A 24,622-nucleotide genomic window follows, 5' to 3' on the forward strand; every position below is an offset into this window, starting at 1 on the left:
GCTGCCACCATTTATTGAAGATTGCAGGGGAAGCCACGTGAACGTAGTAGCGACAAAATTGCCGGAAGTCCTGATTCTGGAACCCAAGGTATTCGGTGATGAACGAGGCTTCTTCTATGAAAGCTTCAACGCCAGGGCTTTTCAGGCTGCTACTGGCCTGACCCGTGAGTTCGTGCAGGACAACCACTCGCGTTCGCAGCAAGGCGTGCTGCGCGGCCTGCATTACCAGATCGAAAACGCCCAGGGCAAACTGGTGCGCGTCACCGTTGGCAAGGTGCTGGATGTGGCCGTAGACATTCGCCGCAGTTCGCCGAACTTCGGTCAGTGGGTCGGCGTCGAGCTGTCTGCCGAGAACGCCCGTCAGCTGTGGGTGCCGGAAGGTTTTGCGCATGGCTTCGTAGTACTCAGCGAGCATGCCGAGTTTCTCTACAAGACCACCGACTACTACACGCCGTCAGCTGAGCGTTGCATCGCCTGGAACGATGCGGATCTGGCCATCGACTGGCAGTTCGACGGCCAGCCCAGCCTGTCGGCCAAGGATCAGCAAGGCAAGTGTCTGAAAGAAGCCGATCTGTTTCCCTGAACACATGACCACAGGCCACCCGGCGCAATGTCCGGGTGCCTGACGAGTCGGCGGCGGGCATAATACGCGCCTGATGCCCACGTCAGGATCGACCGGGTGTTTCTGTTGCCTGTACCGGCCTTGTCGCTGGCAGGCATCGCCAACCCTTCGGCGACGGCCAATCGATGACCATGACTTCTGCTGCTCTGCCGCCCCGCCCTCGCTGGCGCAGCCTTGCCCTTCTGGCACTGTGCCTGGCGCCGCTGCTGTGGCCGCTGGAGCATCTGGCCGAACGTTATTACCGCAGCGTGCTGGCCAACCAGAACCGCCAGACCCTGGACCTGTACGTCGCCAATCTGCTCGGCACCCTGCACCGTTATGAAACCCTGCCGCAGATTCTCGGCGACCTGCCCGCCTTGCGCGGCGCACTGGCCGCACCGAGCGACGTCACCACCCTGAAAAACGCCAATCTTTTGCTCAGCGAGATAACGCACCAGACCGGTGCCGACGTCATGTACCTGATGGACGCCAACGGCCTGACCCTGGCCGCTTCGAACTCGGAGCAGAAGGACAGCTTCATCGGCCGAAACTTTTCCTTCAGACCCTATTTCATCGATGCGCTGGCAGGCAGAACCGGGCGTTTCTTCGGCCTTGGCACCACGTCGGCCAAGCGTGGCTACTTCTTCGCAGGCCCGGTGCGCGACGGTGATCGGGTGATCGGCGTGCTGGTGATCAAAGTCGACCTGGACCACACCGAAACACTGTGGGGCAAGACGCCCGAGCAACTGCTGCTGACCGATCAGAACGGCGTGGTAATCCTGACCTCCAACCCGGAGTGGCGCTTTCGGGCGACCCGCGACCTGACCGATGACGAGAAAAAGGCCATTGTCGCGATCCAGTCCTACCCGACCCGCGACCCGCGGCCTCTGAGGATTGATGAGCACGCCTGGCTGACCCAGACCCAGGCCATCGAAGAAACCGGCTGGAACGTGAACATTCTCGCGCCTCGCGCCCTTGTTGACCGTCAGGTACGCACGGTGGTGGCGATTGGCGGCGCAGCGCTTCTGGTGCTGATGTTGTTGCTGGGCCTGATGATGCAGCGTCGCCGCCATTATCTGGACCGCATCGCCTTCGAGGCCAAGGCACGTCGCGAGCTGGAAATGCGCGTTATAGAACGCACCAGCGATCTGGAAGGGCTCAACAGTCGTCTGCGCCAGGAAGTGCTGGAGCGCGAACAGGCGCAGCAGGAACTGGTGCAGGCTCAGGACGAACTGGTGCAGACCAGCAAGCTGACCGCGCTGGGCACCATGTCAGCGAGCATCAGCCACGAATTGAATCAGCCCTTGGCCGCCATCCGCAGTTACGCCGAAAACGCCGAAGTGCTGCTTGATCATCAGCGCACCGAAGACGCACGCGGCAACCTCAAGCTGATCAGCGAGCTGACCGGGCGCATGGCCTCGATCATTGCTCACTTGCGCGCGTTCGCCCGCCGAGACCGGCACGCCCCTGAAAGCGTGGCGCTACAACCGGCGCTGGACGATGCGCTGGCGTTGCTGGCCAAGCGGCGGCGCGCCATGGAAGTCGAGCTGATCCGAGACCTGCCGGACGCAACGCTGTGGGTACAGGCCGGTGAAACCCGTCTGCGTCAGGTGCTCGGCAATCTGATCGCCAACGCGCTGGACGCACTCACCGAAAAAGGCCCGCCGCGCAGGCTGTGGATAAGTGCCGAGCAAACTGCCGAGGGCGTCAATCTGTACATTCGTGACAACGGCCCCGGATTTTCTCAGGAAGCACTGGCGCGGGCCCGCGAGCCATTCTTCACGACCAAGACCCGTACCCAGGGCCTTGGCCTGGGTCTGGCCATCTGCGATACGCTGATGCGCGCGCTGGGTGGCGAATTGCTGTTCGCCAACCATCCGAGCGGCGGCGCAGTGCTTACCCTGCGCCTGCGTGCCGGCGCTTCCGGGGCCAATCTTCAACCGCCAGAGGACCTTTCCGCATGAGTTCGGACACAGCCATCGACAGCCAGATTCAGGTGGTGCTGATCGACGACGACTCGCACCTGCGTCAGGCACTTCGCCAGACCCTGGACCTGGCTGGACTGAACGTTCTGTCGCTGTCCGAGGCAACCGGGCTGGCCGAACGCATCGGCCGCGACTGGCCTGGCGTGGTGGTCAGCGATATCCGTATGCAGGGCATGGATGGCCTGGAACTGCTCGACCAGCTTCACGCGCAGGACCCCGACCTTCCAGTGCTGCTGATCACCGGTCACGGCGATGTGCCGCTGGCGGTCAAAGCCATGCGCGCCGGAGCCTATGATTTTCTGGAAAAGCCCTTCGCCAGCGATGCCATGCTCGACAGCGTGCGCCGGGCTCTGGCGCTACGCCGTCTGGTACTGGATAACCGCAGCCTGCGCCTGGCCCTGAGCGATCGCCAGCAATTGAGCACACGGCTGATCGGTCAGTCACCGTCGATCCTGCGTCTGCGTGAACAGATCGGAGCCTTGGCCGGGACTCGCGCTGATGTGTTGATCCTCGGCGAAACCGGTGCGGGCAAAGAAGTGGTGGCGCGCGCTCTGCACGATCTGTCCAACCGTCGCAGCGGCCCGTTCGTGGCGATCAACGCCGGCGCGCTGGCTGAATCGGTGGTGGAAAGCGAGTTGTTCGGTCATGAACCCGGTGCCTTTACCGGCGCGCAGAAGCGACGTATCGGCAAGTTCGAGTTTGCCAACGGCGGCACGCTGTTCCTCGATGAAATTGAAAGCATGAGCCTGGATGTCCAGGTCAAACTGCTGCGCCTGTTGCAGGAACGCGTGGTCGAGCGAATGGGCAGCAATCAGCAGATCCCGCTGGATATCCGCATCATTGCGGCGACCAAGGAGGACCTGCGTCAGGCAGCTGATCAGGGCCGCTTCCGGGCGGACTTGTATTACCGGTTGAACGTGGCCTCGCTGCGTATCCCGCCGTTGCGCGAACGTGGCGAAGACGCGCTGATGCTGTTCGAGCATTACGCTGATGCTGCGAGCATGCGCCACGGCATTCCCAAGCACGAACTCAAGCCCGGCCAACGCGCGCTGTTGCTGCGTCATAACTGGCCGGGCAACGTCCGGGAACTGCAAAACGCCGCCGAACGCTTTGCGCTGGGTCTCGAGCTGGAGCTGGAGGGCGGCGATGCAGAGCAGGCGCCACCGCCGGGCGGCGGCTTGAGTGATCAGGTGGAAAGCTTCGAACGGGCCTTGATCGCCGCCGAGCTGGCTCGCCCGCACAGCTCGGTTCGCAGCCTGGCGGAAGCGCTGGGTGTGCCGCGCAAAACCCTGCACGACAAACTGCGTAAACACGGCCTGACGTTTGGCGACAGCAGCGGAGCTTCCGATGACAACGATTGAGCCTGAGCATGACGCAGCCCGCGAGCTGGAACATGTGCTGCATCACGACATTCCGCTGACCCGCGAAATGGGCATGCGCGTGATTGACTGGCACAACCAGACACTGCGCCTGCACCTGCCACTGGCACCCAACGTCAATCACAAGAACACGCTGTTCGGCGGCAGCCTGTATTGCGGCGCAGTGCTGGCGGGCTGGGGCTGGCTGCACCTGCGGCTACGCGAGGCCGGGATCAGCGATGGGCATATTGTGATTCAGGACGGGCAGATCAGTTATCCACTGCCGGTACGCACCGACGCCATCGCCCGCTGTGAGGCGCCAGAGCTGGCGCTGTGGGACAAGTTCATCACCACCTACCAACGCCGAGGCCGCGCCCGCATGACCCTGCACACCAGCATTACCGCGCAGGACAGCGAAGAACAGGCTGTTCGTTTTGTCGGGCAGTTTGTATTGCACCGGTGAAGCTGCGCGCAGTGGATGCACTGGACGCAGACCTGTGGGAGCGAACTTGTTCGCGAAGGCGTCGTTTCAAGCACTGGATTTGCTGTGGATTCACCGGCCCTTTCGCGAGCAAGCGAAGCGTCGCCCGGTTCGCTTCTACGCTCGCCGGGCAGAGGCCTTGAAGCCGGCCTCAGGACTGCGCAAGCACCAGCAGTTTGTCGCGCCATTCGGCGTTGGCAGGCAACGCCAGGAAGAACGGGTTGAGCAGCGATTCGCGTGCCGGGTAGCTGAACGGTTTGCCGTCCAGCTGCAGCACTTCGCCACCAGCGCCTTCAAGCACGCCTTGCGCCGCAGCGGTGTCCCATTGCGAAGTCGGGGCCAGTCGCGGGTAGCAATCGGCAGCACCTTCGGCCAGCAGGCAGAATTTCAATGAGCTGCCGATATTGGTCAGCTGCAAATGCCCAAGCCCGCTCGACAGGCCAGCCAGCAAATGCTCCTGCTCCGGACTGGAATGGCGGCGGCTGGCGACTACGGTAAAGGTCTGCCCTTCGCCCGGCTGAGTGCGCACGGCAATCGGCTGGAGGTGGTCGATGTCATCGCTGCGCCAGGCACCCAGCCCTGCACCGCCGAAGTAACAACGGTTGTTGGTGGGCATCGACACCACACCGAACACCACACGACCGTGCTCAATCAGCGCGACGTTGACGGTGAACTCCTCACTGCCGGAGATAAACTCCTTGGTACCATCCAGCGGATCGACCAGCCACCAGCGCTCCCATTTCGCCCGCTCGCTGAACGGGATGTCGGCGTCTTCTTCAGAGAGCACATGAATGCCTGGATCAAGCGCCTGCAAACCCTCGACCAAAACCTGATGGGCTGCCAGGTCGGCGGCGGTCACTGGCGAGTCGTCGGTCTTGGTGGTGACGGTGACATTGGCTCGCCAGAACGGCAGGATCACCTCGCCCGCCAGGCGGACCAGTTCAATCACCGGGGCGAGCAGCGGATGTGGCAGGTTTTGTAACGAATCGGTCATGGCTGGAACAATCCACGCTGGGTTAGCAGGTCACGGGTCAGGTACAGCGCCGCAAGCGCCCTGCCTTCACTGAACTGAGCATTCTGCGCAAGACTCGACAGCTCGCGCAGGTTGATCCGGTCGACCCGGATTGGCTCGGGCTCGTCGCCTTCCAGCCGCTCTTCATAAAGGTCAGTGGCGAGGACCACCTGAATTTTCTGGCTCATGTAACCGGGGGACAGCGACAGTTCAGTCAACAATTCCAGTTGCCGGGCACCAAAACCGGCTTCTTCCTTGAGTTCGCGGTTGGCGGCTGCCAGCACGTCTTCGCCGGGCTCGATCAGCCCCTTGGGCAGGGACAGCTCGTAGGCATCGGTACCACCGCAATATTCTTCGATCAATACCGCGTGGTCGGCATCGAGCATGGCCACGATCATCACCGCGCCGGGCCCCGTCCCCCGGCTGGCCAGACGCTCGTAGGTCCGCTCGACGCCATTGGCAAAGCGCAGTTGCAGCTCTTCAACGCGGAACAGACGACTACTGGCGACAATTGCACGGGCAAGTACGGTAGGTTTCTGACGCATGACAGGCTCCTTTACATGAACGAGGTACTATACCGAGCTTTTCCCGATGTCTGTGTCGGATATGCTTACCCGCACTCAACCCCTGACGAGGCCTTAATGCTTTCCATGCCCTGGAGCGAAATCGATACCGTCCTGCTGGATATGGACGGCACGTTGCTCGACCTGCATTACGACGAACACTTCTGGATGCAACACCTGCCGCAGCGCTACGCCGAACTGCACGGCGTCAGTTTCGCCATGGCCTGGCTGGAGTTAAAGCCGCTGTTCGAAAACAACGCGGGCACGCTCAATTGGTACTGCCTGGATTTCTGGAGCGCCGAGCTTAAACTGTCGGTTCGCGACCTGAAACGCGAAATTGCGCACATGATTGCACTGCGCCCGGACGCCGAGACCTTTCTCGCCGCCATCAAGCAGGCGGGCAAACGGGTGATCATGATCACCAACGCGCACCGCGATTCGTTGTCGCTGAAGATGGAGCGAATCGAGCTGGCGCCTTATTTCGAGCGCCTGATCAGCTCTCACGATTACGGCTTCCCCAAAGAGAGCCAGCATTTCTGGGACGCCTTGAAGGCCGACACCGCGTTTGACCCGGCACGCAGCCTGTTTATCGACGACACCTTGCCGATCCTGCGCAGCGCCCGCCACTTTGGTGTAGCCCATTTGCTGGCCGTCAGCCAGCCCAACAGCCAGAAAGGCCCGAAAGACACCGAAGAGTTCGCTGCGGTGGACGATTATCGGGAGCTGATCAAGGGCGTGCTCCATCCTTCAGCCTGAACGCGTAGAATCGGCCGTCTGGACGGCCCAGCGGAGTGAATATGGACATCAAGCAACTTAAGTTTCTGATCGCCCTCGATGAAACGAGGCACTTCGGCCATGCGGCTGCGCGTTGCAATATCACCCAGCCCACCTTGTCGATGCGTCTGCGCAATCTGGAAGAAGAACTCGGTTTGCCCCTGGTCAATCGGGGCCAGCGTTTTGAAGGCTTCACTGCGCCAGGCGAACGCGTGTTGGCCTGGGCACGCACGGTACTGGCAGCCTACGACGGCCTGCAGGCTGAAGCGGCTGCCTGCCGGGGGCACTTGGTCGGCACACTGCGCTTGGGTGTAGTGCCGCTGTCGAGCTTCGATCCGCTGCCATTGCTGCACCGGCTGCACCAGATGCACCCCAACCTGCGCTTCGAGCTGTCGTCACTGAGTTCCGAGCAGGTGCTGGAACAACTGGCGAGCAATCGTATCGATCTGGGCGTTTCGTACCTGGAACGGCTGGACACCGAACGCTTCGACTCGCTGACCCTGGACGACACGCGCATGGGGCTGCTGTATGACCGTCGGCACTTTACCTTTGGTGACGAACCGTTGAGCTGGGCCGATCTGGTCGAATTGCCGCTGGGCACTCTGACCAGCGGCATGCATTTTCGCCAATCGATCGATCACAACTTCCACAGCCGTGGCCTTCAGCCCAATCCGTTGATCCAGACCGATGCCGTTCATCAGTTGCTGCAGGCCGTCCATGGCGGTTTTTGCTGCGCGATCATGCCGCTGGATGGCGGCCTGGAAACGCTCACCGAGCATTTGCGCCTGCACCCGATCGCCGACGCCCGTACGCTGGCCCGGCTGGGGTTGATCATGCGCCGCAGTGCACCGCGCTCGGCACTGGCTGAAGCCTGCTTTGCACTGGTAGCAGAAATGCCGCGCTAGAGCGTTGATCGACGTCATCTATCGGCACATCAGCACTAGCGATTAGACGATTTACCAGAACGGGCCTAGTCTTGCAGATGTCATTCTGCCGGTATTTCAGCCCATGCCCGTTACGCGCAAGGTCAGCTCGGCGTCCTTTGCTACGCCAGCCCCCGAAGCAAGCCAGTCTTACAGCTACTCGAACCTCGAGGGCACGGACTCTGCACGTAACGAACTTGCCGAAGAAGTGGCGCTGGCGATTGCCTACAACGGCATCAGCCAGGCAGTCATGCTGGTCAGCCCCACCGATCTGGAAGACTTTATCGTTGGCTTCAGCCTGGGCAGCGGCATCATTGCCTCGCACGACGAAATCTACGACTTCAAAATCAGCGGTTGCGGCTCGGCGATGCAGGCCGAAGTCGAAATCGCCAGCCGTGCCTTCTGGGAACTCAAGCAACAGCGTCGGCAACTGGCAGGCACCAGCGGTTGCGGGCTCTGTGGCGTTGAAGCGGTAGAGCAGGCTCTGCCAGAACTGAACGTGTTGCCCGGCGCACCCTTGCCGCCGATTGAGTGGCTGGAAGGCTTGCGTCAGCGCATCGGTGAGTTCCAGCCGCTTGGCCGCCATTGTGGCGCTGTGCATGCTGCGGTGTTCATGGACGGTAACGGCCAGTTGTTGCTGGGACGTGAAGACATTGGCCGCCACAACGCGCTGGACAAGCTGATCGGCGCATTGATCCGTCAGGACATCCCCTTGGCAGGCGGCGTCGCCATCGTGACCAGCCGCTGCAGCCTGGAACTGATTCAGAAAGTATTGCGCGCAGGCATCCAGACCCTGGTCAGCCTGTCGTCGCCCACCGGCCTGGCCCTGCAATGGGCCCGCCGCCACAACCTCAATTTAATTCACCTGCCGCAGCACAGTGCGCCGCGGGTCTATAGCCCTGCGATGGAGATTCAAGCGTGAGCACTCATCATCAAGCCGACAAGACACCTATCCCCCGCTACAAGCCATACAAAGGTGCGGCAGGCGGCTGGGGCGCACTGATCAGCGTGACGCAACACTGGCTGGGCAGTGACAACGCGCTGAAGAACCTGCGCATGATGCTCAAGACCAACCAGAATGGCGGCTTCGACTGCCCTGGCTGCGCGTGGGGCGATTCGCCGGAAAGCGGCATGGTCAAGTTCTGCGAGAACGGCGCCAAGGCGGTCAACTGGGAAGCCACCAAACGCCGTGTCGATCCGGCCTTCTTCGCCCGCTACAGCGTCAGTGCATTGCTGGAGCAGAGCGACTACTGGCTTGAGTATCAGGGCCGCCTGACCGAGCCTCTGGCCTACGATGCCGAAACCGACCGTTACAAGCCAATCAGCTGGGACAACGCATTCGCGCTGATCGCCAAGCACCTGAAGAACCTGCCCAGCCCGAACATGGCCGAGTTCTACACCTCGGGTCGCGCCAGCAACGAAGCGGCGTACCTGTATCAGTTGTTCGTGCGCGCCTATGGCACCAACAACTTCCCGGACTGCTCGAACATGTGCCACGAAGCCAGTGGTGTAGCGCTGTCGCAAAGCGTCGGCGTGGGCAAGGGCACCGTGACGTTCGAAGACTTCGAACACGCCGACGCCATCTTCGTCCTCGGCCAGAACCCCGGCACCAACCACCCGCGCATGCTGGAACCCCTGCGTGAAGCGGTACAACGCGGCGCGCAGGTGGTGTGCGTCAACCCGTTGAAAGAGCGTGGTCTGGAGCGTTTCCAGCATCCGCAACACCCGGTCGAAATGCTCACCAACGGCGACCGCCCGACCAACACCGCTTACTTCCGCCCTGCCCTGGGTGGCGACATGGCGCTGTTGCGCGGCATGGCCAAGTTCCTGCTGCAATGGGAGCGCGAGGCGCAGCTGGCGAATGAGCCGTCGGTCTTTGATCACGCGTTCCTCAACGAACACACCGAAGGCGTGCTTGAATACCTGGCCGCCATCGATGACACGTCCTGGGACGAGATTGTCGAGCAGTCCGGCCTGCCGCTGACTGACATCGAACAGTCGGCACGCATGTACGCCAAGGGCAAGAACGTCATCATGTGCTGGGCAATGGGTATCACCCAGCACCGCCATTCGGTTGCGACCATTCAGGAAATCGCCAACCTGATGCTGCTGCGCGGCAACATTGGCCGTCCAGGCGCAGGCCTGTGCCCGGTGCGCGGTCACAGTAACGTGCAGGGTGACCGCACCATGGGCATCAACGAGCGCCCACCGGTGTTCCTGCTCGATGCTCTGGAAAAACGCTTCCAGTTCAAAGTGCCCCGCGAAAATGGCCACAACGTGGTCGAAGCCATTCACGCCATGGCCGAAGGTCGCGCCAAGGTGTTCATCGCGCTGGGCGGCAACTTCGCCCAGGCAACACCGGACAGCCATCGCACTGCAGAAGCCCTCAGCAACTGCGACCTGACCGTGCAGATCAGCACCAAACTGAACCGCAGCCACCTGTTCCACGGCAAGGACGCGCTGATCCTGCCGTGCTTCGGCCGTACCGACATCGACATCCAGGCCAACGGCCCACAAGCCGTGACCGTGGAAGATTCGTTCAGCATGGTCCACGCGTCCAACGGACAGTTGAAGCCGTCGTCGAAGCAGATGCGTTCCGAGCCTGCGATCATCGCCGGTATCGCCAACGCAACACTGGGCAAGGCACCTGTGGACTGGTTGTGGCTGGTCGAAGACTACGACCGCATTCGCGACCTGATCGCCGACACCATCCCCGGTTTCAAGGACTTCAACGAGCGCGTTAAACACCCCGGTGGTTTCTACCTGGGCAACGCCGCCGGTGCCCGCCGCTGGAACACAGCCTCGACGCGCGCCAACTTCAAATCCAACGCGTTGCCGCTGAGCCTGATCCATGAAGACATCAGCTCGACCGGGCAGATTCCCGACCTGATCATGCAATCGATGCGCTCGCACGATCAGTACAACACCACTATCTATGGCCTGGACGACCGTTATCGCGGTGTCAAAGGCCAGCGTGATGTGCTGTTCGTCAACGAAGCCGACATCATTCGTCTGGGCTTTCAGCCGGGTCAGAAAGCTGACGTGATCTCAATCTGGAGCGACAACCGCGAGCGCCGCGTCAAAGGCTTCACCCTGCTGGCGTTCGACATTCCGGCCGGTCAGGCTGCGGCCTACTACCCAGAGGTCAACCCGCTGGTACCGCTGGAAAGCGTTGGCGATGGCAGCAGCACGCCGACGTCGAAGTTCGTGGCCATTCGTCTCGAGCGATCGGCAGAGTCGGCCCGCATCATCTGACGTTCATAAAAGACGCCCACAAAAAAGGCCCGTTTCGCTGGAAACGGGCCTTTCACAAGTAACCTCAGACTCTCTTTTCCGACTTAAGTTCCTTAGCCAAAACAATAACTTAGCAGTTTGTGTGGCAATCGTGTTACTCGTCGGAATTGCATTGCTACATTCTTCACTTGACACCAAGATCGCGCCGTCATCCCTATGAGATTCCATACATGAAGTATTCCTCGATACTGTTGTTGTCTCTTGCCTTGATCAGCGGTGCAGCCTCTGCAGGCAACCTCGAATCAGGCGCAGGCGGAGCATTGGGTGGGGTACTCGGCTCGGTCGTCGGTCAACAGCTCGGCGGCAGCACCGGTTCAGCGATTGGCGCTGGCCTGGGTGGCGCAGCCGGCGGTGCGGTCGGTGCAGACCGTCGCAACCGTACAGAAGCAGCCATTGGCGGCGGTCTGGGCGCAGCAGGCGGTAACGTTGTAGGCCGCAGCGTTGGCGGCAGCACCGGCAGCCTGATCGGCTCGGCGGTAGGCGGCGGCGGTGGTGCCGCACTCGGCAACTACATGGGCAACGAAAGCCGCAGCGATGATCGTCGTTATCGCGGTGGCCGTGATGATCGCCGCTACTATCGCGATCATGACCGTCGTCCGAAGCACCACGGCCATCGTCGTCATCGCGACTGATACAGCCGTTATTTACTGATGAATCAAAACCGGCCGCTCTTGAGCGGCCGGTTTTGTTTTAAAGCATCGCCTGCACCCATGCCCTCACCTGCGCATACGGATAATCCTCCAGCAAGGCAAAACCGCTGGTGGCGCGAGCCTTGAGTTTGGTGAACAAAGGCACGCTGATGCCGCACAGAAAGCGCGTCAGGCATTCGGCGCTGGGCGGCTGACCAGTGAAGTCCTGGTGCTTGTGGATAAAATCACCGCACACCTGCTGAAAGTCCCGGTTATCCAGAGGTTCCAGCGCAGGTGGCTGTGGAAGATGGGCGATCTGGCCGTGGCAGACCGAGCAATGGCCGCATTGCTCGGGCGCGTTGTAATCGCCGAAGTAGCGTGCCAACCGATGAGTCAGGCACTGATCACTGGAGAACACCTCAAGCATTGCATGAATGCGCGCAACTTCAGTGGCCTCGTGGTGGGCGAAATAATCGTGCAGCTCGACGCTCAGCGCCTGCGGGTCAAAGTTACTGCGCAACACGCTGTAGACCTCGGTCATCTGCTTACTTTCCAGCTCGATCCAGCCCTTTTCCTGAAGGTAATCCAGCGCCTTGACCACCCGCCCACGCTCGGCACCGTATTGCTGGTACATCGCGTCGAAGTTGACCGTGGCCCAGGTACGCGCCCGGCTGGACGTATCGATCAACGCCTGAACGAATTCGCGCCGCTCACCCTCGAAACGCGCCATCAGGTCGTGCGGTTGAAGCAGAAACTTGAAGCGGTACTCGGCGAAGTAAGCGTAACGCGGTGCGATGATTCCGCGCAGTTCCAGCTGCACCAGCAGGGTCTTCAACGGTAGCTGACGGATATTGCTGAGATCAGCCAGCGGCCCGAGCAGAAACTCCCACTGCCCGTCATGGCGTGCATCGAGCAAATCCTCCAGCACACGGGCAATCCCCTCGCGCTCCGGCGTGTCGCCATACACAAAATTTTCCAGCACATTGAGGCTGTCGCGGTTGGCCAGCACCAGACAATCCGAGGCACCACCATCGCGCCCTGCCCGGCCGATTTCCTGGCTGTAGTTCTCGATGGATTTGGGCAGGTCGAAATGCACCACATTACGGATGTCGCTTTTGTCGATACCCATTCCGAACGCAATGGTCGCCACGATGCAGTTCAGGCTGCCGCCCATGAAACGCTTCTGAATCGACTCGCGCTGATCATTAGGCAGCCCGGCATGGTAAGCACTGGCAGGCAGACCATTCTGTTCAAGGTGCACCGCGACATGCTCGGCGGTCTTTTGCAGCGTCACGTATACGATTGTCGGTTGCCCGCGCCGCTCATTGAGCCACTCGACCAGCAGCCGCCTTTTGTCACGCCCGCTGACCGGCTTGACCCACAGGTGCAGGTTGGCGCGGTAGAAGCCGGTGGTGATGACATCCTCCGGGGTAATGGCGAATTTGTCCTGCATGTCAGTAATGACCTGCGGTGTCGCGGTCGCCGTCAGCAGCAGTGCCTGAGGGATGTTGAATTCGCGCTGGTAGTCCGGCAGCTTCAGATAATCAGGCCGGAAGTTATGCCCCCACTCCGAAATACAGTGCGCCTCGTCGACCACCAGCAATGAAATCGGCACCTGGGCGATGAAGTTGCGGAAACGTTCGTTCTTCAGGCGCTCGACCGAGATCATCAGGATCTTCAGCTCTCCGGAACGCGCGCGAGCCATGACGTCGGCGACATCATCGCGGCTTTGCGCCGAATCAATGCTTGCTGCGGCAATGCCGTGGCGGTGCAAAAAGGCAAGCTGATCCTGGATCAGCGCCAGCAACGGCGAAACCACCAGCGTCAGATTGGGCAGCAGTAGCGCAGGCAATTGGTAACATAGCGACTTGCCTGAGCCCGTCGGGAAAATTGCCGCAGCCGAGCGTCCGGCCAGCACGGCGCTGATCGCTGCCTCCTGGCCTGGCCGGAACTGCGTGTAACCAAAAACCTGCTCAAGACGCTGGTGCATTCGCGGTTCATCCATCAGTCAAACAAAACGGTCCCAACCTTAGCGCGACAGGCCAAATGCATACACCACCAAAGCGTTACAGAAACACGGCGCGTGGCCGATAACGTTGAGATTTCATGCCTACTGCGTCAGCAGGCGCGGCGCTCACCTTCATACCGCTTGATCTGGAGCAGGAATGGATTCCACACAGCAACCCGAAGACGACGGGATCATCCGCATTCAGCGCCTTGTGCCGGGCCAGGTCGATGTCGTTCTGGGCGCGCATCCAAGCCGTAAACTTAGCGCTCGACCGGGCAAGTTGCGGCCCTACTGGCTATGGTTGGCAGGCCTTATCGTTGCGGGTTGCCTGGCCGGGCTGGTCGTGTCTCATGGGCGAAGCCCGAAGTTGGCACTGGCACCACCTGTCGAGCGACCTGCACCTGAACCAGAGACCACCGTGATCGACAGCGAACCGACAATGGTGGCAAGCCCCGCACCCGCGCCGTCGATCCATGCGCCTGACCTGTTACCTGTCGCCGCAACCCGGGAACAGCCAGCCGCCGTGCAGCCGCTGGATAACTGCATGAAAAGCGGCAATGTCATCGATGAGAGCGTATTGAACTGTCGCTTTGGCCAGGTTCCTCGACCCGCTCAGGCAGAACCGGCGAAAGGCATGGTGTCCGCAGACTACATGGCTGACTTCAAAGCCAACGCTGCTCGCAACCCTGCTCGCTCGGCCCGGCCCTACAGCGTTGCGACGGCCTCCATCCGTGAATGGGACGGCAGAAACCGCTATCGGGCGCAGTGGCGGGTTTACGGCAACAGCATCGACGGCGACAGCGTCTGCGAAAACTTCGCCATTCGCTCATTCGAACGGCGCGAGTGTCGCAAGGCTGCGCAGGTCAACTTCAAGGAGGAATGCCGGGAGTGGACCAAACGTGCTGCCCGAAATCGCGACGAGGACAGTAAAAATGCCGAGCAGCGTTATTGTGAAGTGGCGGCGACTTTCTCGCCTTAGCAACACATTGAACCCCTCTGGAGCAACTGTTTCGCCGCTAAAACCGGTTTTTGATGCGTACGTTCACGGCCATCCACATACAAAACCTTACACATGTATAGCCAAAGGCTTACACGCAATAGGGAAGGTTGGCTATTTTTCACCTGCTATCAGCGCCGTAAGATTGGATCCAACAACTGGCGAACAAGGAGTTCGCCAGGATCAGGGACGATCGACCATCGCCGGGAAGGCAGCCGACAGGGAGTTGGAATGGTCTTGGTACAAACCCGCTTCGGCGGGTTTTTTATTGCCTGCGATTTTTGCTGTCGGCGAACCTGCAGATGCAAAATCTTTCCTGACGCCAGAATCCCTGCCCCTCACCCCGCTGTTCGAGCGTGAACCCGAAAGGTATAGCGAAAGGCTTACACGCGATGGGGAAACTTGGCTATTTCCGAACCTGCACGCGGCGCATAAGATTGGATCCATCAAGTGGTGAACAGGGAGTTCACCAGGATCAAGGATGATCGACCATCGCCTGGGAGGCGTCCGACAGGAAGTCGGGATGGTCTTGGAAAAACCCGCTTCGGCGGGTTTTTTATTTGCTGCAAGAAAATCCGGGGACGTTTATCAGCAAGCACCTTCCTCCTTGCGCTCGGCAAGAATCGGTGTGCGTTTCACTCACTCTCCTGTTGCCACCTGAACCACTCGTGGTGCCATCATCCCTCATCCGAGAAATATCCGCTCACAAGACGGCATCGTGATTTTATCGTCTTGAAGACGCAAACAGCGGGCAAATAAGTTCATCTTTTTAAGCTTAATTGCGTTCGAAATCGGATCCAGATAACGCTCCAAAGCCCTTATAAATCAAGGCTTACGGCTATATTACTGCTGCAATATTAACCAGTAGTGGCTCATAGCAATCATTGCTTACTGTAACAAAACCGAGAAAATATCCACCGTCTGTAGGAACTTTCCTACTGAAAATAGTGCCATAGACCACACTGCTGGCTAGACGACATCTATATGCCAGCACCAAATCCTTCCTCATAGTGGCGGTGCGTTTTGCTTTACGCACATGGCAAAACCACTTCATGAGCAGGTGTGCAGTCGAGAAATTCGCAACTCTTCCCCGTCCCCGGTCTGATCCGGGAAGCGGTCGTGAAGGGTTCAAGGACGATGTACCGATGACTCAGACGTTCGATATAGAAGCATTGATCAAGCTGCGCAAGCAGACGCGCGCTATTTCCGACGCGCTCAAGGTGCAGGCGTCCGACTACCTGTCGACCCTCGCGTTGCTGATACGCCCGCAGACATTCTTCGGTGAATACCTGCAGGGCGCGCAACGCAGCAGCGGTCGAGAAACTCAGCACCATTTCAAGGAGCTCAAGGAGCTCTATGACCGCATTGCATCGGCAGAGCCGTTCAAGCTGGTCAATGAACTGGAAGTGCCGCTCAACCTGATCAGTACGACGCCCGAGCTGTTCCCGCTCGAATACGACATGGTGCTGTCACAAAGCGGGCAGACCATACGCATCACCAGCCCGGTGCGCTGGGTGGTGGGCTTCAACTCCTTCGATCTGGCGCAGTTTCGCAAGGTAATCAAGGACCCGAATCGCAGTAGCGCCGAGCTGTATCGCTACGCTGTGCATTATCTGGTCCTGTTCTATTGCCTGAGCAAGTCACCGGGCATGAGCCGCCTGTTCGAAGGGTTGCGCTTCCCGGTCAGTTTCGAGCGCTTGAAAGACTTCGGCGATCTGCCGTTCTGCGTGATCAGTTCACCGGTGCGCTCCGAGCTGCCGGATGAGTCGGTCATTCGCAACAGCACGCAGATTGCAGGCAATACAAGCTTCGAAGAATTGGTCGGGCACGAAAATATTCTGGAAATGAACGATGAAATCCGTCAGCGCCTTTTGCTGACGATTGAAGGACTCTAATCGCGCCTGGCCTGTCCAGGCCCGGTACGCAAACGACTTGCAGCGAGTTGCTCGCACAGGAGATGACGATGGCGAAGAAGGAAAGTACCCAGCACAAACTTGACCGCGTTCGCGCGCCTCGGGTCCATATCACTTACGACGTTGATATCGGCGACGCTCAGGAAAAGAAAGAGCTGCCATTCGTTGTAGGCGTTCTCGGCGATTTCTCCGGCAACCCCCTGGAGCCGCTGCCCAAGCTCAAGGATCGCAAGTTCATCTTCATCGATCGCGACAACTTCAACGGCGTCCTTAAAGGCATCAAGCCGCGCCTGGCGTATCGCGTCGACAACACCCTGGCCAAGAACGGTACTCAGCTTGGCGTCGAATTGAACTTCAATGCCCTGGAAGACTTCGAGCCGCAGAACGTCGTGCGTCAGGTCGAGCCGCTGCGCAAGCTGCTGGAAGTGCGCAACAAGCTGGCTGACCTGCGTAACAAGATGGGTGGCAACGACAAGCTTGAAGAACTGCTGATGGACGTGTTGCAGAACACTGAAAAGCTGAAAACCCTGGGCAAGGAGTTCGGCCGTGAAGCCGCCGTTCCTGCCACCGACAGCAAAGAGTAAGGAGGAGCCTGACGATGACCGATAAGCAACCCGTGACTCAGCAGGAAAGCGCTCTGGTTGAAGTTGAAAACTTCGCCCCGCAATCCTCCCTGCTCGACAGCATCATTTCCGAAAGCCGCGTTGCGCGCTCAGAGACCGAGCGCACTCGTACCCGCGATCTGATCGGCGAACTCGTGGCCCAGGTGCTGGAAGGCGAGATGACGCCGAGCAAAGACCTGATCGCCGTGCTCGACGCGCGTATTGCCGAGATCGATTCGATGCTCTCCGAGCAGATGAACGAAATCATGCACGCCCGTGAGTTCCAGCAGCTGGAAGCGTCCTGGCGCGGCCTGAAGTATCAGGTTGACCAGACCGAGACCAGCACCACGCTGAAGATTCACCTGCTCAATGCGTCGAAAAAAGACCTCGTGCGTGACCTCAAGGCCTCGTCCGAATTCGACCAAAGCGCACTGTTCAAGAAGATCTACGAAGAAGAGTACGGCACCTTCGGTGGTGCACCGTTCGGTATGTTGCTGGGTGACTACGAGTTCAACCGCAGCCCGGAAGACATGTACCTGCTCGAGGAGATCTCCCACGTTGCAGCCGCCGCCCACGCGCCGTTCATTTCCGCGGCATCGGCTGAGCTGTTCGGTTGGGACTCGTTCACCGACATGGCCGGCCCTCGCGACCTGGCGAAGATCTTCGATACGGTCGAATACGCCAAGTGGAAGTCGTTCCGCGCCTCTGAAGACTCCCGCTATGTCGGCCTGACTCTGCCGCACGTGCTGGGTCGCCTGCCATATGGCCCGGATACCACGCCTGTCGAAGAATTCAACTTTGTCGAAAGCGTCGACGGCCGTGACCACAACAAGTACTTGTGGATGAACGCTGCCTACGCACTGGGCACTCGCGTGACCGATGCATTCTCCCGCTACGGCTGGTGTGTGGCGATCCGCGGCGTGGAAGGCGGCGGTCTGGTCGAAGGCCTGCCGACCCACACCTTCAAGACCGATGACGGCGAAATCGCGCTGAAATGCCCGACTGAAATTGCCATCACCGACCGTCGCGAAAAAGAGCTGTCGGACCTGGGGTTCATTCCTCTGGTGCACTGCAAAGGTACCGACTACGCCGCATTCTTCGGCACTCAGTCGACCCAGAAGCAGAAGCAGTACAACACCGACATTGCCAACGCCAACGCGCGTCTTTCGGCGCAACTGCAATACATCTTCGCGACCTCGCGTATCGCTCACTACATGAAAGCGATCATGCGCGACAAGATCGGCAGTTTTGCATCGCGCAAGGATGTCGAGTTGTTCCTCAACAAGTGGCTGTCCAGCTACGTGTTGCTGGATGACACCGCCAGTCAGGAAGCCAAGGCCAAGTTCCCGTTGCGCGAAGCGCGTGCCGAAGTGTTTGAAGTGCCTGGCAAGCCTGGCGTCTACAAGGCCGTGACTTACCTGCGTCCGCATTACCAACTGGATGAACTGACCGCATCGTTGCGTCTGGTCGCCGAATTGCCGCAATCGACTCGCGGCTGATCCATCACTTAGCCAGGGAGGCAACATGAGTAGTCAACACAAGCTGTTGCCTTCATTGCTGGATCGGTTGCTCGACGATCGTCCGCATCAGTCCGTGGAATCGTCATCGCAACGGTTGAGTTCGCTGGCCGATTACAAGGCCAGCATCGTTCGTGACCTGGAGATTCTGGTGAACACTCGCCAGTCTCTGGTCGCTAACGAGCTGGAGGGTTTCGCCAATCTGAGCGGCACCATCCTCGATTACGGTATGCCCGACTTCACCAGTAGAAGCGTGCTCGACCCACAGGACCGTCTTTTGATTCAGCGCCAGCTGGAGAAGGCAATTTCTGTCGGTGACCGACGTTTCCGCAGCGTGAAAGTCCAGTTGCTTGCACAACAGACCGGCCAGCGCATGCTGACTTTTCGTGTGGACGCAGTACTGCGTCTGCAGGACATTTCGCGTCAGGTTTCTTTTGACGCCGTGCTGCAGGTCAACACTCAGGAATACAAAGTGCAGAACCTCAACTGATGCTCGACGATCTGCTGCCCTATTACGAGAAGGAACTCTCGCACCTGCGCTTTCTGGGCCAGGAATTTGCCGCTCAATATCCGAAGATCGCTTCGCGATTACTGATTGAGGGCGACAACTGCGAAGACCCGCACACCGAGCGCCTTATCGAGGCGTTCTCGTTCCTGTCGGCGCGCGTACACAAGAAACTCGACGATGAGTTTCCTGAAATCGTCGAGTCGTTTCTGGAGGTGCTGTACCCGCACTACCTGCGTCCTACCCCTTCGATGTCCATCGTCGAGTTCAACATGGGCAAGCAGGAAAAAGTCACCGAATCCTATCGTGTAGCCCGGCACACCGAGCTGCACGCCACACCGATAGACGGAATAGTGTGCAAGTTTCGTACGTGCTACCCGGTCGAACTGTGGCCGGTGGCAGTGCAAAGCGCTTCGTTCATTGAAATGGAGCGTTCGGCGTTCAACGGCCACAGTGCAGACCTGATTGCGCGCTTGCGCATCGGCCTGGGTGCGACCTCCGACGTCCTGTTCGGCAAGATGGAGCTGGACCGACTGCGCTTTTTCCTTGATGGCGAAAGCACGCTTATGCATCAACTGTATGAGCTGCTGTTCAACAACCTGGCCAAAGCGACCCTGTCGTTCGAAGACGAAGGGCGCATTCGTGAAGTGGTGCTGCCCGCCGACGCCCTGAAGTCTGTCGGTTATGGTCTGGATGAAGGGCTGGTGGATTACTCGGAGCGTTCGTTTCTGGGTTATCGACTGCTGCACGAATACTTCACCTTCCCTGACAAGTTCATGTTCTTCGACCTGTCAGGCTTTGCCCGTATTCTGGCTGGCAAAGAAATCGCCAAAGTGGAAATCAATTTCTACTTTTCCGACTACGACCTGACGGATCGTCTGGCACGCCTGACCCAGAACATCGGCCGTAACAATTTCAAGCTCAACTGCACGCCCATCATCAACCTGTTCCGCCAGCAGGCCGAGCCGATCAAGCTGACCCACGTCCAGCATGAATACGCGGTAACACCGGATGTGCGCCTGCAAAGCTCTGCCGAGGTGGTCTCTATCGATCGCGTGCGGCGGGTGAAGAAGATCAATGGCAACGATCAGGTCGGCACCTGCCATCCGTTCTTTGAACCACGCGGCGATCAAGGCCCCGGTCAGAGTTTCTGGATAGCCCGGCGACGTCCGACGCAGAGCCGACAAAGCGATGGCTCGAACATGTTCATCCGCGTCGTGGATCGGGATCTGGAATTGATTGATTCCAACAACGACACACTCAGTATCCGCCTGACGTGCAGCAACCGCGATTTACCACTGATGCTGCCTTTTGGCGGCGAGCGCGGGGACTTCAACATTCCCTCCAACTCGGTGATCAAGGATATCCGCTGCCTGCGCAAACCGACGGCAACGGTGCGCGTGCCGCTGGGCAACGGCGTGATCTGGCGGCTCATCTCGCACCTGTCGCTGAACCACATGTCGCTGGTTTCGAAGGGGCGCGAAGTGCTGTTGGAACTGCTGTCGCTTTACAACTACCGCAACGTGTCGGCGATTCGCAAACAGATCAACGGGATCGTTTCGGTGAGCAGCGAGCCGGTCGTGGCACGCATCGGCCATCCGCGGCCGAACTTTGTGCGCGGCGTCGGCATTACGCTGAAATTCGATGAGAGCCAGTACACCGGCAGCGGCGTGTTCCTGTTCGGCATGGTCCTTGACCACTTCTTTGGTCAGTACTGCTCGATGAACAGCTTTACCCAATTAACCCTTCGCACCGTGCAGCGCGAAAAGAGAGTGGTCCAATGGCCCCCGCGAACAGGCGATCAACCCCTGGTCTGATTGACCAGGCAAGGGCTGAGCCGCACCGATTCGAATTTTTTCAGTTGGTGCGTTTGCTTCGCCTGCATTACAGCAGGAATGGGCGCATGGACCTGGAAACCAGGCCGCATGAGGACCCTCTGCGCTTTCGTTCGCAGCTGTCGCTGAACTTTCCGGCCAGTGAAGTCAGCGACCTGCAGTTCGAACGCGAAGGCAAGCTCTCGGCGGCCGGTTTGCCGCTGTCCGAGGTGCAGGTCACGTTCATGGGCCTGGTCGGCCCATCAGGCGTGCTGCCGCGCCCGTACACCGAGCTGCTCATCGATAGGCATATTCAGTACCGAGACGACGCTGCGCATGCGTTTCTGGATATTTTTTCGCATCGCATGACCACGCTGTTTTACGAGGCCTGGCAGAAGTACAAGTTTTACATCGAGTACGAGCGTAACGGCACGTCGAACTTTGATCGTTATTTGCTCAACCTAGTGGGTTTCGGCCCCGAAGCCTTGAAGCAAAAGTTCGACAAGGGCGAGTCGCCATTGCGTCGCGAACTGTTCAGCTACTTCTCGGGGATGTTCGCCCAGAAGCCGCGCAACGCCCTGAACCTTGAAGTCATGCTGAGTTTTTATTTCTCGCTGCCGTTCAAGATCCAGCAGTTCGCCGGGCGCTGGCTGAAGCTCGACAGCAGCCAGTGCACGCAGCTGGGCCGCAAGAACGCCATGCTGGGGCAAAGCGCCGTGGCTGGCAATCGCGTCTGGGATTACCAGTCGTGCGTGCGTATCGAAATGGGGCCTCTGGAACTGGCTGACTACCAGCGCTTTCAGCCGGGCACCGAGGATTACCAGAAGCTTGTTGAACTGGTGCGTTTTTACATCGGCGCCGAACTGGACTTCCAGATTGCGCCGAAGCTCAAGCGCGAAGCTGTACCCGTGGCCCGCCTGGGTCGCCAAGGCAATGTATCGCTGGGCTGGCTTGGCTGGCTCAAACGCCCCGGTGTCGACGTGGAGCCCTCCCGTTGCGCTGTTTTCCATATTCCTTTTGATGGGGTCTCCCTGTGAACCTGAAGTCCCTGTTCGCCAAGCTGAACGAAACGAGCCGCACTGCCACTGAAAGCGCTGCTGCGCTGTGCCTGTCGGAGAACCACTACGACGTTGAAGTCGAGCACTTGCTGCTGCAATTGCTCGACAACAACGATAACGACCTGCCGGTGATCCTGCGCCACTACGACGTAGTGCCTGATCGCCTGCAAGCACAGCTGGTCACCGCGCTGGGGACGTTCAAGAAAGGCAACACACGGACGCCTGCGCTCTCGCCGCACATCACGCGCATGATCGAGCAGGCCTGGGTACTGGCGTCGATCGAATTCGGTCAGTCGCAGATCCGCACCGGCCACCTGATTCAGGCCTTGCTGGATGACGATGCCCTGCGCCGCGTGGTCATCGGTTCGGCGCCGGAACTGGAGAAAATCAACGCTGACGACCTGCGCCTGAACATGAGCGCGCTGGTCGAAGGCAGCCCGGAGACCAAACTGAGCAAGCCGCTGGCCAACGCCGACGCAAGCACGGGCGCAACCACCAAGGGCAACGGCAAAACCCCTGCCCTGGACCAGTACACCGTCAACCTGACCCAGAGCGCCCGCGATGGTCGTATCGATCCGGTACTGGGACGCGAGTTCGAAGTGCGGCAGATGGTCGACATCCTGACCCGCCGCCGTCAGAACAACCCGATCCTGACCGGTGAAGCGGGTGTGGGTAAAACAGCCGTGGTTGAAGGTCTGGCGCTGCGCATCGTGCAGGGCGACGTGCCTTCGGTGCTCAAGGGCGTCGCCATTCACACCCTGGATCTGGGCCTGTTGCAGGCCGGTGCAGGGGTCAAAGGCGAGTTCGAAAACCGCCTCAAGTCGGTCATCGAAGAAACCAAGCGCAGCCTGCACCCGATCATTCTGTTCATCGACGAAGCCCACACGCTGATCGGCTCGGGTGGCCAGGCCGGGCAGAACGACGCAGCGAACCTGCTCAAGCCTGCCTTGGCGCGTGGCGAGCTGCGCACCATCGCCGCCACCACATGGGCAGAATACAAAAAGTATTTCGAAAAAGACGCCGCATTGGCTCGTCGTTTCCAGGTCGTGAAAGTCGAAGAGCCTGGCGAAGACAAGGCCATCCACATGCTTCGTGGGCTGCTGGCGAAGATGCAGGAGCATCACAAGGTCACCGTGATGGACGAAGCGCTGGTGCAGGCCGTACGCCTTTCCAATCGTTACATCACTGGCCGCCAGTTGCCCGACAAGGCGGTCAGCGTGCTCGACACCGCTTGCGCACGCGTTGCCCTGGGCCAATCGGCACAGCCGGGAGCGCTGGAAGACTGCAAGCGTCACATCGACAACCTGAATGCAGAAATCACCGTACTGGAGCAGGAAACCGCCAAGGGCAGCGACCACGCTCGCCGTTTGACGGCCCTGCACGAAGAGCTGAAAGCCGAACAGGAAACCCGCGAGTCGCTGGAGCAACAGTGGAAGCGCGAGCTGGAACTGGTCGAAAAGCTTGGCGCACTCAGCGTTCCGGAAGACGGCGCGCCTGATGCTGAGCAGATCGCTGCAGTGCGTGCCGAACTGGCCAGTGTGCAGGGCGAGCAACCGCTGGTCCACGCGCTGGTAGACGGCGGCACCATCGGTGAAGTGATTTCCGGCTGGACCGGCATTCCGCTGGGCAAGATGCTGCGCGACGAGATCGATACCGTACAAAGCCTGCCCGCGCTGCTGGGCGAACGCGTGCTGGGTCAGGATCATGCGCTTGAAGAGATCGGCAAGCGCATCAAGATTTCCCGCGCGCGCATGGAAGACCCGAACAAGCCGATCGGTGTGTTCCTGCTGCTCGGCCCGAGCGGTGTCGGCAAGACCGAAACTGCGCTGGCGCTGGCTGACACACTGTATGGCGGCGAGCGTAACGTCATCACCATCAACATGTCCGAATACCAGGAAGCCCACACGGTCTCCAGCCTCAAAGGCTCTCCGCCGGGCTACGTCGGTTACGGCGAAGGTGGCGTGCTGACCGAAGCCGTGCGCCGCAAGCCTTACAGCGTGGTACTGCTCGACGAGGTGGAGAAAGCCCACCCGGATGTGCTTGAGCTGTTTTTCCAGGTCTTCGACAAAGGCGTGCTGGACGATGGCGAAGGTCGCGAGATCAACTTCCGCAACACCGTGATCATCCTCACCTCCAACACCGGTACTGATCGCATCATGCAGTGGTGCCTGAACACCGAGCAGAAGCCGACCCCCGATGACATCGTGGAAGGCCTGCGCGACGAGCTGAATCAGGTGTTCAAACCGGCGTTCCTCGGTCGCTTGACCATCGTGCCGTACTACCCGGTTCAAGACGCGATTCTGGAACGCATCGTCGGCCTGAAACTGGAGCGCATCCGCAAGCGTTTCGAGCGCAATCACCAGGCGGTACTGCGTTACGACGAAGCGCTGATCAAGGCCATCGCTTCGCGTTGCACGGAAGTCGACAGCGGCGCACGCAACATCGACAACATCCTGTCCAAAACCCTCATGCCGGAACTCGCCCAGCGAGTGCTGGAGCGGATGGCACAGGACAAGCCGATTCAGAGCCTGACCATCGATCTGGGCAGCGATGGCGACTTCGCTTACACACTGACCTGATCGATCACC

Annotated in this window: 22 protein-coding genes; 19 read left to right on the forward strand and 3 right to left on the reverse strand. The window is 59.7% G+C overall.

What is annotated here, in order from left to right; translation table 11 throughout:
• The first annotated feature begins 37 nt into the window (after window positions 1-37).
• The 4 genes from rfbC to RYB66_RS18110 all read left to right on the forward strand — a co-directional run bounded on the left by rfbC (window position 38) and on the right by RYB66_RS18110 (window position 4,407).
• Window positions 38-583: a dTDP-4-dehydrorhamnose 3,5-epimerase gene (gene rfbC / locus RYB66_RS18095; protein WP_016981497.1), complete on the forward strand. Its 546-nt coding sequence runs from the start codon at window positions 38-40 to the stop codon at window positions 581-583.
• Window positions 584-747: 164 nt separating this feature from the next.
• Window positions 748-2,565 (forward strand): ATP-binding protein, encoded by a 1,818-nt coding sequence (locus RYB66_RS18100; RefSeq protein WP_016981496.1) that lies wholly within the window; start codon window positions 748-750, stop codon window positions 2,563-2,565.
• Window positions 2,562-3,947: a sigma-54-dependent transcriptional regulator gene (locus RYB66_RS18105; protein WP_005734105.1), complete on the forward strand. Its 1,386-nt coding sequence runs from the start codon at window positions 2,562-2,564 to the stop codon at window positions 3,945-3,947. The genes RYB66_RS18100 and RYB66_RS18105 overlap by 4 nt, the downstream gene beginning before the upstream one ends.
• Window positions 3,934-4,407 carry a YiiD C-terminal domain-containing protein gene (locus RYB66_RS18110; protein ID WP_316895046.1) on the forward strand — a complete coding sequence of 158 codons (474 nt, stop codon included), beginning with the start codon at window positions 3,934-3,936 and terminating at the stop codon, window positions 4,405-4,407. The genes RYB66_RS18105 and RYB66_RS18110 overlap by 14 nt, the downstream gene beginning before the upstream one ends.
• A gap of 169 nt (window positions 4,408-4,576) precedes the next feature.
• On the opposite strand, the gene cysQ is transcribed toward RYB66_RS18110, so the two are convergent.
• Both cysQ and nudE read right to left on the reverse strand, forming a co-directional pair.
• Complete coding sequence (cysQ, locus tag RYB66_RS18115) at window positions 4,577-5,419, reverse strand: 3'(2'),5'-bisphosphate nucleotidase CysQ (RefSeq protein WP_316895048.1); 843 nt, start codon at window positions 5,417-5,419, stop codon at window positions 4,577-4,579.
• Complete coding sequence (gene nudE, locus RYB66_RS18120; RefSeq protein WP_005734101.1) at window positions 5,416-5,982, reverse strand: ADP compounds hydrolase NudE; 567 nt, start codon at window positions 5,980-5,982, stop codon at window positions 5,416-5,418. The genes cysQ and nudE overlap by 4 nt, the downstream gene beginning before the upstream one ends.
• Window positions 5,983-6,078: 96 nt before the next feature.
• On the opposite strand from nudE, the gene yrfG reads away from it, so the two are divergent.
• From yrfG to RYB66_RS18145, 5 genes are all read left to right on the forward strand, one after another.
• Window positions 6,079-6,756, forward strand: a complete 678-nt coding sequence (gene yrfG / locus RYB66_RS18125; protein WP_002551431.1) for a GMP/IMP nucleotidase — start codon at window positions 6,079-6,081, stop codon at window positions 6,754-6,756.
• 41 nt (window positions 6,757-6,797) lie between these two features.
• Window positions 6,798-7,679 (forward strand): LysR family transcriptional regulator, encoded by an 882-nt coding sequence (locus RYB66_RS18130; RefSeq protein WP_002551430.1) that lies wholly within the window; start codon window positions 6,798-6,800, stop codon window positions 7,677-7,679.
• Window positions 7,680-7,782: 103 nt separating this feature from the next.
• Window positions 7,783-8,619, forward strand: coding sequence for a formate dehydrogenase accessory sulfurtransferase FdhD (gene fdhD, locus RYB66_RS18135; RefSeq protein ID WP_002551429.1), 837 nt, complete (start codon window positions 7,783-7,785; stop codon window positions 8,617-8,619).
• Window positions 8,616-10,952, forward strand: coding sequence for an FdhF/YdeP family oxidoreductase (locus RYB66_RS18140; RefSeq protein WP_316895049.1), 2,337 nt, complete (start codon window positions 8,616-8,618; stop codon window positions 10,950-10,952). Before fdhD ends, RYB66_RS18140 begins: the two co-directional genes overlap by 4 nt.
• A gap of 209 nt (window positions 10,953-11,161) precedes the next feature.
• Window positions 11,162-11,623: a glycine zipper domain-containing protein gene (locus RYB66_RS18145; protein WP_002551428.1), complete on the forward strand. Its 462-nt coding sequence runs from the start codon at window positions 11,162-11,164 to the stop codon at window positions 11,621-11,623.
• A 58-nt stretch (window positions 11,624-11,681) separates the two neighbouring features.
• On the opposite strand, the gene RYB66_RS18150 is transcribed toward RYB66_RS18145, so the two are convergent.
• Window positions 11,682-13,610, reverse strand: coding sequence for a RecQ family ATP-dependent DNA helicase (locus tag RYB66_RS18150; protein WP_316886568.1), 1,929 nt, complete (start codon window positions 13,608-13,610; stop codon window positions 11,682-11,684).
• A 175-nt stretch (window positions 13,611-13,785) separates the two neighbouring features.
• Between RYB66_RS18150 and RYB66_RS18155 the strand changes: the two genes are divergently transcribed.
• The 10 genes from RYB66_RS18155 (at window position 13,786) to tssH (ending at window position 24,613) form a co-directional block, all read left to right on the forward strand.
• Window positions 13,786-14,607 (forward strand): hypothetical protein, encoded by an 822-nt coding sequence (locus RYB66_RS18155; RefSeq protein ID WP_316895051.1) that lies wholly within the window; start codon window positions 13,786-13,788, stop codon window positions 14,605-14,607.
• The gene (locus tag RYB66_RS18160) at window positions 14,561-15,082 is read left to right on the forward strand and encodes a hypothetical protein (RefSeq protein WP_316895052.1); all 522 of its coding nucleotides are present in this window, start codon (window positions 14,561-14,563) and stop codon (window positions 15,080-15,082) included. Before RYB66_RS18155 ends, RYB66_RS18160 begins: the two co-directional genes overlap by 47 nt.
• Before the next feature lie 24 nt (window positions 15,083-15,106).
• A complete protein-coding gene (locus RYB66_RS18165) occupies window positions 15,107-15,286 on the forward strand; it encodes a hypothetical protein (RefSeq protein WP_125856974.1) in 180 nt (59 codons plus the stop codon).
• Between the two features lie 484 nt (window positions 15,287-15,770).
• Window positions 15,771-16,520, forward strand: coding sequence for a hypothetical protein (locus tag RYB66_RS18170; protein WP_316895054.1), 750 nt, complete (start codon window positions 15,771-15,773; stop codon window positions 16,518-16,520).
• A gap of 68 nt (window positions 16,521-16,588) precedes the next feature.
• Window positions 16,589-17,122 (forward strand): type VI secretion system contractile sheath small subunit, encoded by a 534-nt coding sequence (gene tssB, locus RYB66_RS18175; RefSeq protein ID WP_002551425.1) that lies wholly within the window; start codon window positions 16,589-16,591, stop codon window positions 17,120-17,122.
• Between the two features lie 14 nt (window positions 17,123-17,136).
• Window positions 17,137-18,639 (forward strand): type VI secretion system contractile sheath large subunit, encoded by a 1,503-nt coding sequence (gene tssC, locus RYB66_RS18180; RefSeq protein ID WP_316895055.1) that lies wholly within the window; start codon window positions 17,137-17,139, stop codon window positions 18,637-18,639.
• A 25-nt stretch (window positions 18,640-18,664) separates the two neighbouring features.
• The gene (gene tssE, locus RYB66_RS18185; RefSeq protein WP_003420335.1) at window positions 18,665-19,147 is read left to right on the forward strand and encodes a type VI secretion system baseplate subunit TssE; all 483 of its coding nucleotides are present in this window, start codon (window positions 18,665-18,667) and stop codon (window positions 19,145-19,147) included.
• Window positions 19,147-20,979 (forward strand): type VI secretion system baseplate subunit TssF, encoded by a 1,833-nt coding sequence (gene tssF, locus RYB66_RS18190; protein WP_002551423.1) that lies wholly within the window; start codon window positions 19,147-19,149, stop codon window positions 20,977-20,979. The genes tssE and tssF overlap by 1 nt, the downstream gene beginning before the upstream one ends.
• Entirely contained in the window at window positions 20,943-22,013 is a 1,071-nt protein-coding gene (gene tssG / locus RYB66_RS18195) for a type VI secretion system baseplate subunit TssG (protein WP_316895058.1), read from the forward strand. Before tssF ends, tssG begins: the two co-directional genes overlap by 37 nt.
• Window positions 22,010-24,613, forward strand: a complete 2,604-nt coding sequence (gene tssH, locus RYB66_RS18200) for a type VI secretion system ATPase TssH (RefSeq protein WP_057404875.1) — start codon at window positions 22,010-22,012, stop codon at window positions 24,611-24,613. Before tssG ends, tssH begins: the two co-directional genes overlap by 4 nt.
• Window positions 24,614-24,622 lie beyond the last annotated feature (9 nt).

This window comes from Pseudomonas syringae group sp. 243L2, from assembly GCF_032587875.1.
GTDB lineage: Bacteria > Pseudomonadota > Gammaproteobacteria > Pseudomonadales > Pseudomonadaceae > Aquipseudomonas > Aquipseudomonas amygdali.

Bases quoted from the DNA above. Each gene is read 5' to 3' on its own strand.
- RYB66_RS18150 (WP_316886568.1), bottom strand. From the start codon at position 13,610: ATGCACCAGCGTCTTGAGCAGGTTTTTGGTTACACGCAGTTCCGGCCA.
- tssF (WP_002551423.1), top strand. From the start codon at position 19,147: ATGCTCGACGATCTGCTGCCCTATTACGAGAAGGAACTCTCGCACCTG.
- nudE (WP_005734101.1), bottom strand. From the start codon at position 5,982: ATGCGTCAGAAACCTACCGTACTTGCCCGTGCAATTGTCGCCAGTAGT.
- cysQ (WP_316895048.1), bottom strand. From the start codon at position 5,419: ATGACCGATTCGTTACAAAACCTGCCACATCCGCTGCTCGCCCCGGTG.
- RYB66_RS18105 (WP_005734105.1), top strand. From the start codon at position 2,562: ATGAGTTCGGACACAGCCATCGACAGCCAGATTCAGGTGGTGCTGATC.
- fdhD (WP_002551429.1), top strand. From the start codon at position 7,783: ATGCCCGTTACGCGCAAGGTCAGCTCGGCGTCCTTTGCTACGCCAGCC.
- tssC (WP_316895055.1), top strand. From the start codon at position 17,137: ATGACCGATAAGCAACCCGTGACTCAGCAGGAAAGCGCTCTGGTTGAA.
- tssE (WP_003420335.1), top strand. From the start codon at position 18,665: ATGAGTAGTCAACACAAGCTGTTGCCTTCATTGCTGGATCGGTTGCTC.
- RYB66_RS18155 (WP_316895051.1), top strand. From the start codon at position 13,786: ATGGATTCCACACAGCAACCCGAAGACGACGGGATCATCCGCATTCAG.
- tssB (WP_002551425.1), top strand. From the start codon at position 16,589: ATGGCGAAGAAGGAAAGTACCCAGCACAAACTTGACCGCGTTCGCGCG.
- yrfG (WP_002551431.1), top strand. From the start codon at position 6,079: ATGCTTTCCATGCCCTGGAGCGAAATCGATACCGTCCTGCTGGATATG.
- RYB66_RS18130 (WP_002551430.1), top strand. From the start codon at position 6,798: ATGGACATCAAGCAACTTAAGTTTCTGATCGCCCTCGATGAAACGAGG.
- RYB66_RS18170 (WP_316895054.1), top strand. From the start codon at position 15,771: ATGACTCAGACGTTCGATATAGAAGCATTGATCAAGCTGCGCAAGCAG.
- RYB66_RS18145 (WP_002551428.1), top strand. From the start codon at position 11,162: ATGAAGTATTCCTCGATACTGTTGTTGTCTCTTGCCTTGATCAGCGGT.
- tssG (WP_316895058.1), top strand. From the start codon at position 20,943: ATGGCCCCCGCGAACAGGCGATCAACCCCTGGTCTGATTGACCAGGCA.
- RYB66_RS18160 (WP_316895052.1), top strand. From the start codon at position 14,561: ATGCCGAGCAGCGTTATTGTGAAGTGGCGGCGACTTTCTCGCCTTAGC.
- RYB66_RS18165 (WP_125856974.1), top strand. From the start codon at position 15,107: ATGATCGACCATCGCCTGGGAGGCGTCCGACAGGAAGTCGGGATGGTC.
- RYB66_RS18100 (WP_016981496.1), top strand. From the start codon at position 748: ATGACCATGACTTCTGCTGCTCTGCCGCCCCGCCCTCGCTGGCGCAGC.
- RYB66_RS18110 (WP_316895046.1), top strand. From the start codon at position 3,934: ATGACAACGATTGAGCCTGAGCATGACGCAGCCCGCGAGCTGGAACAT.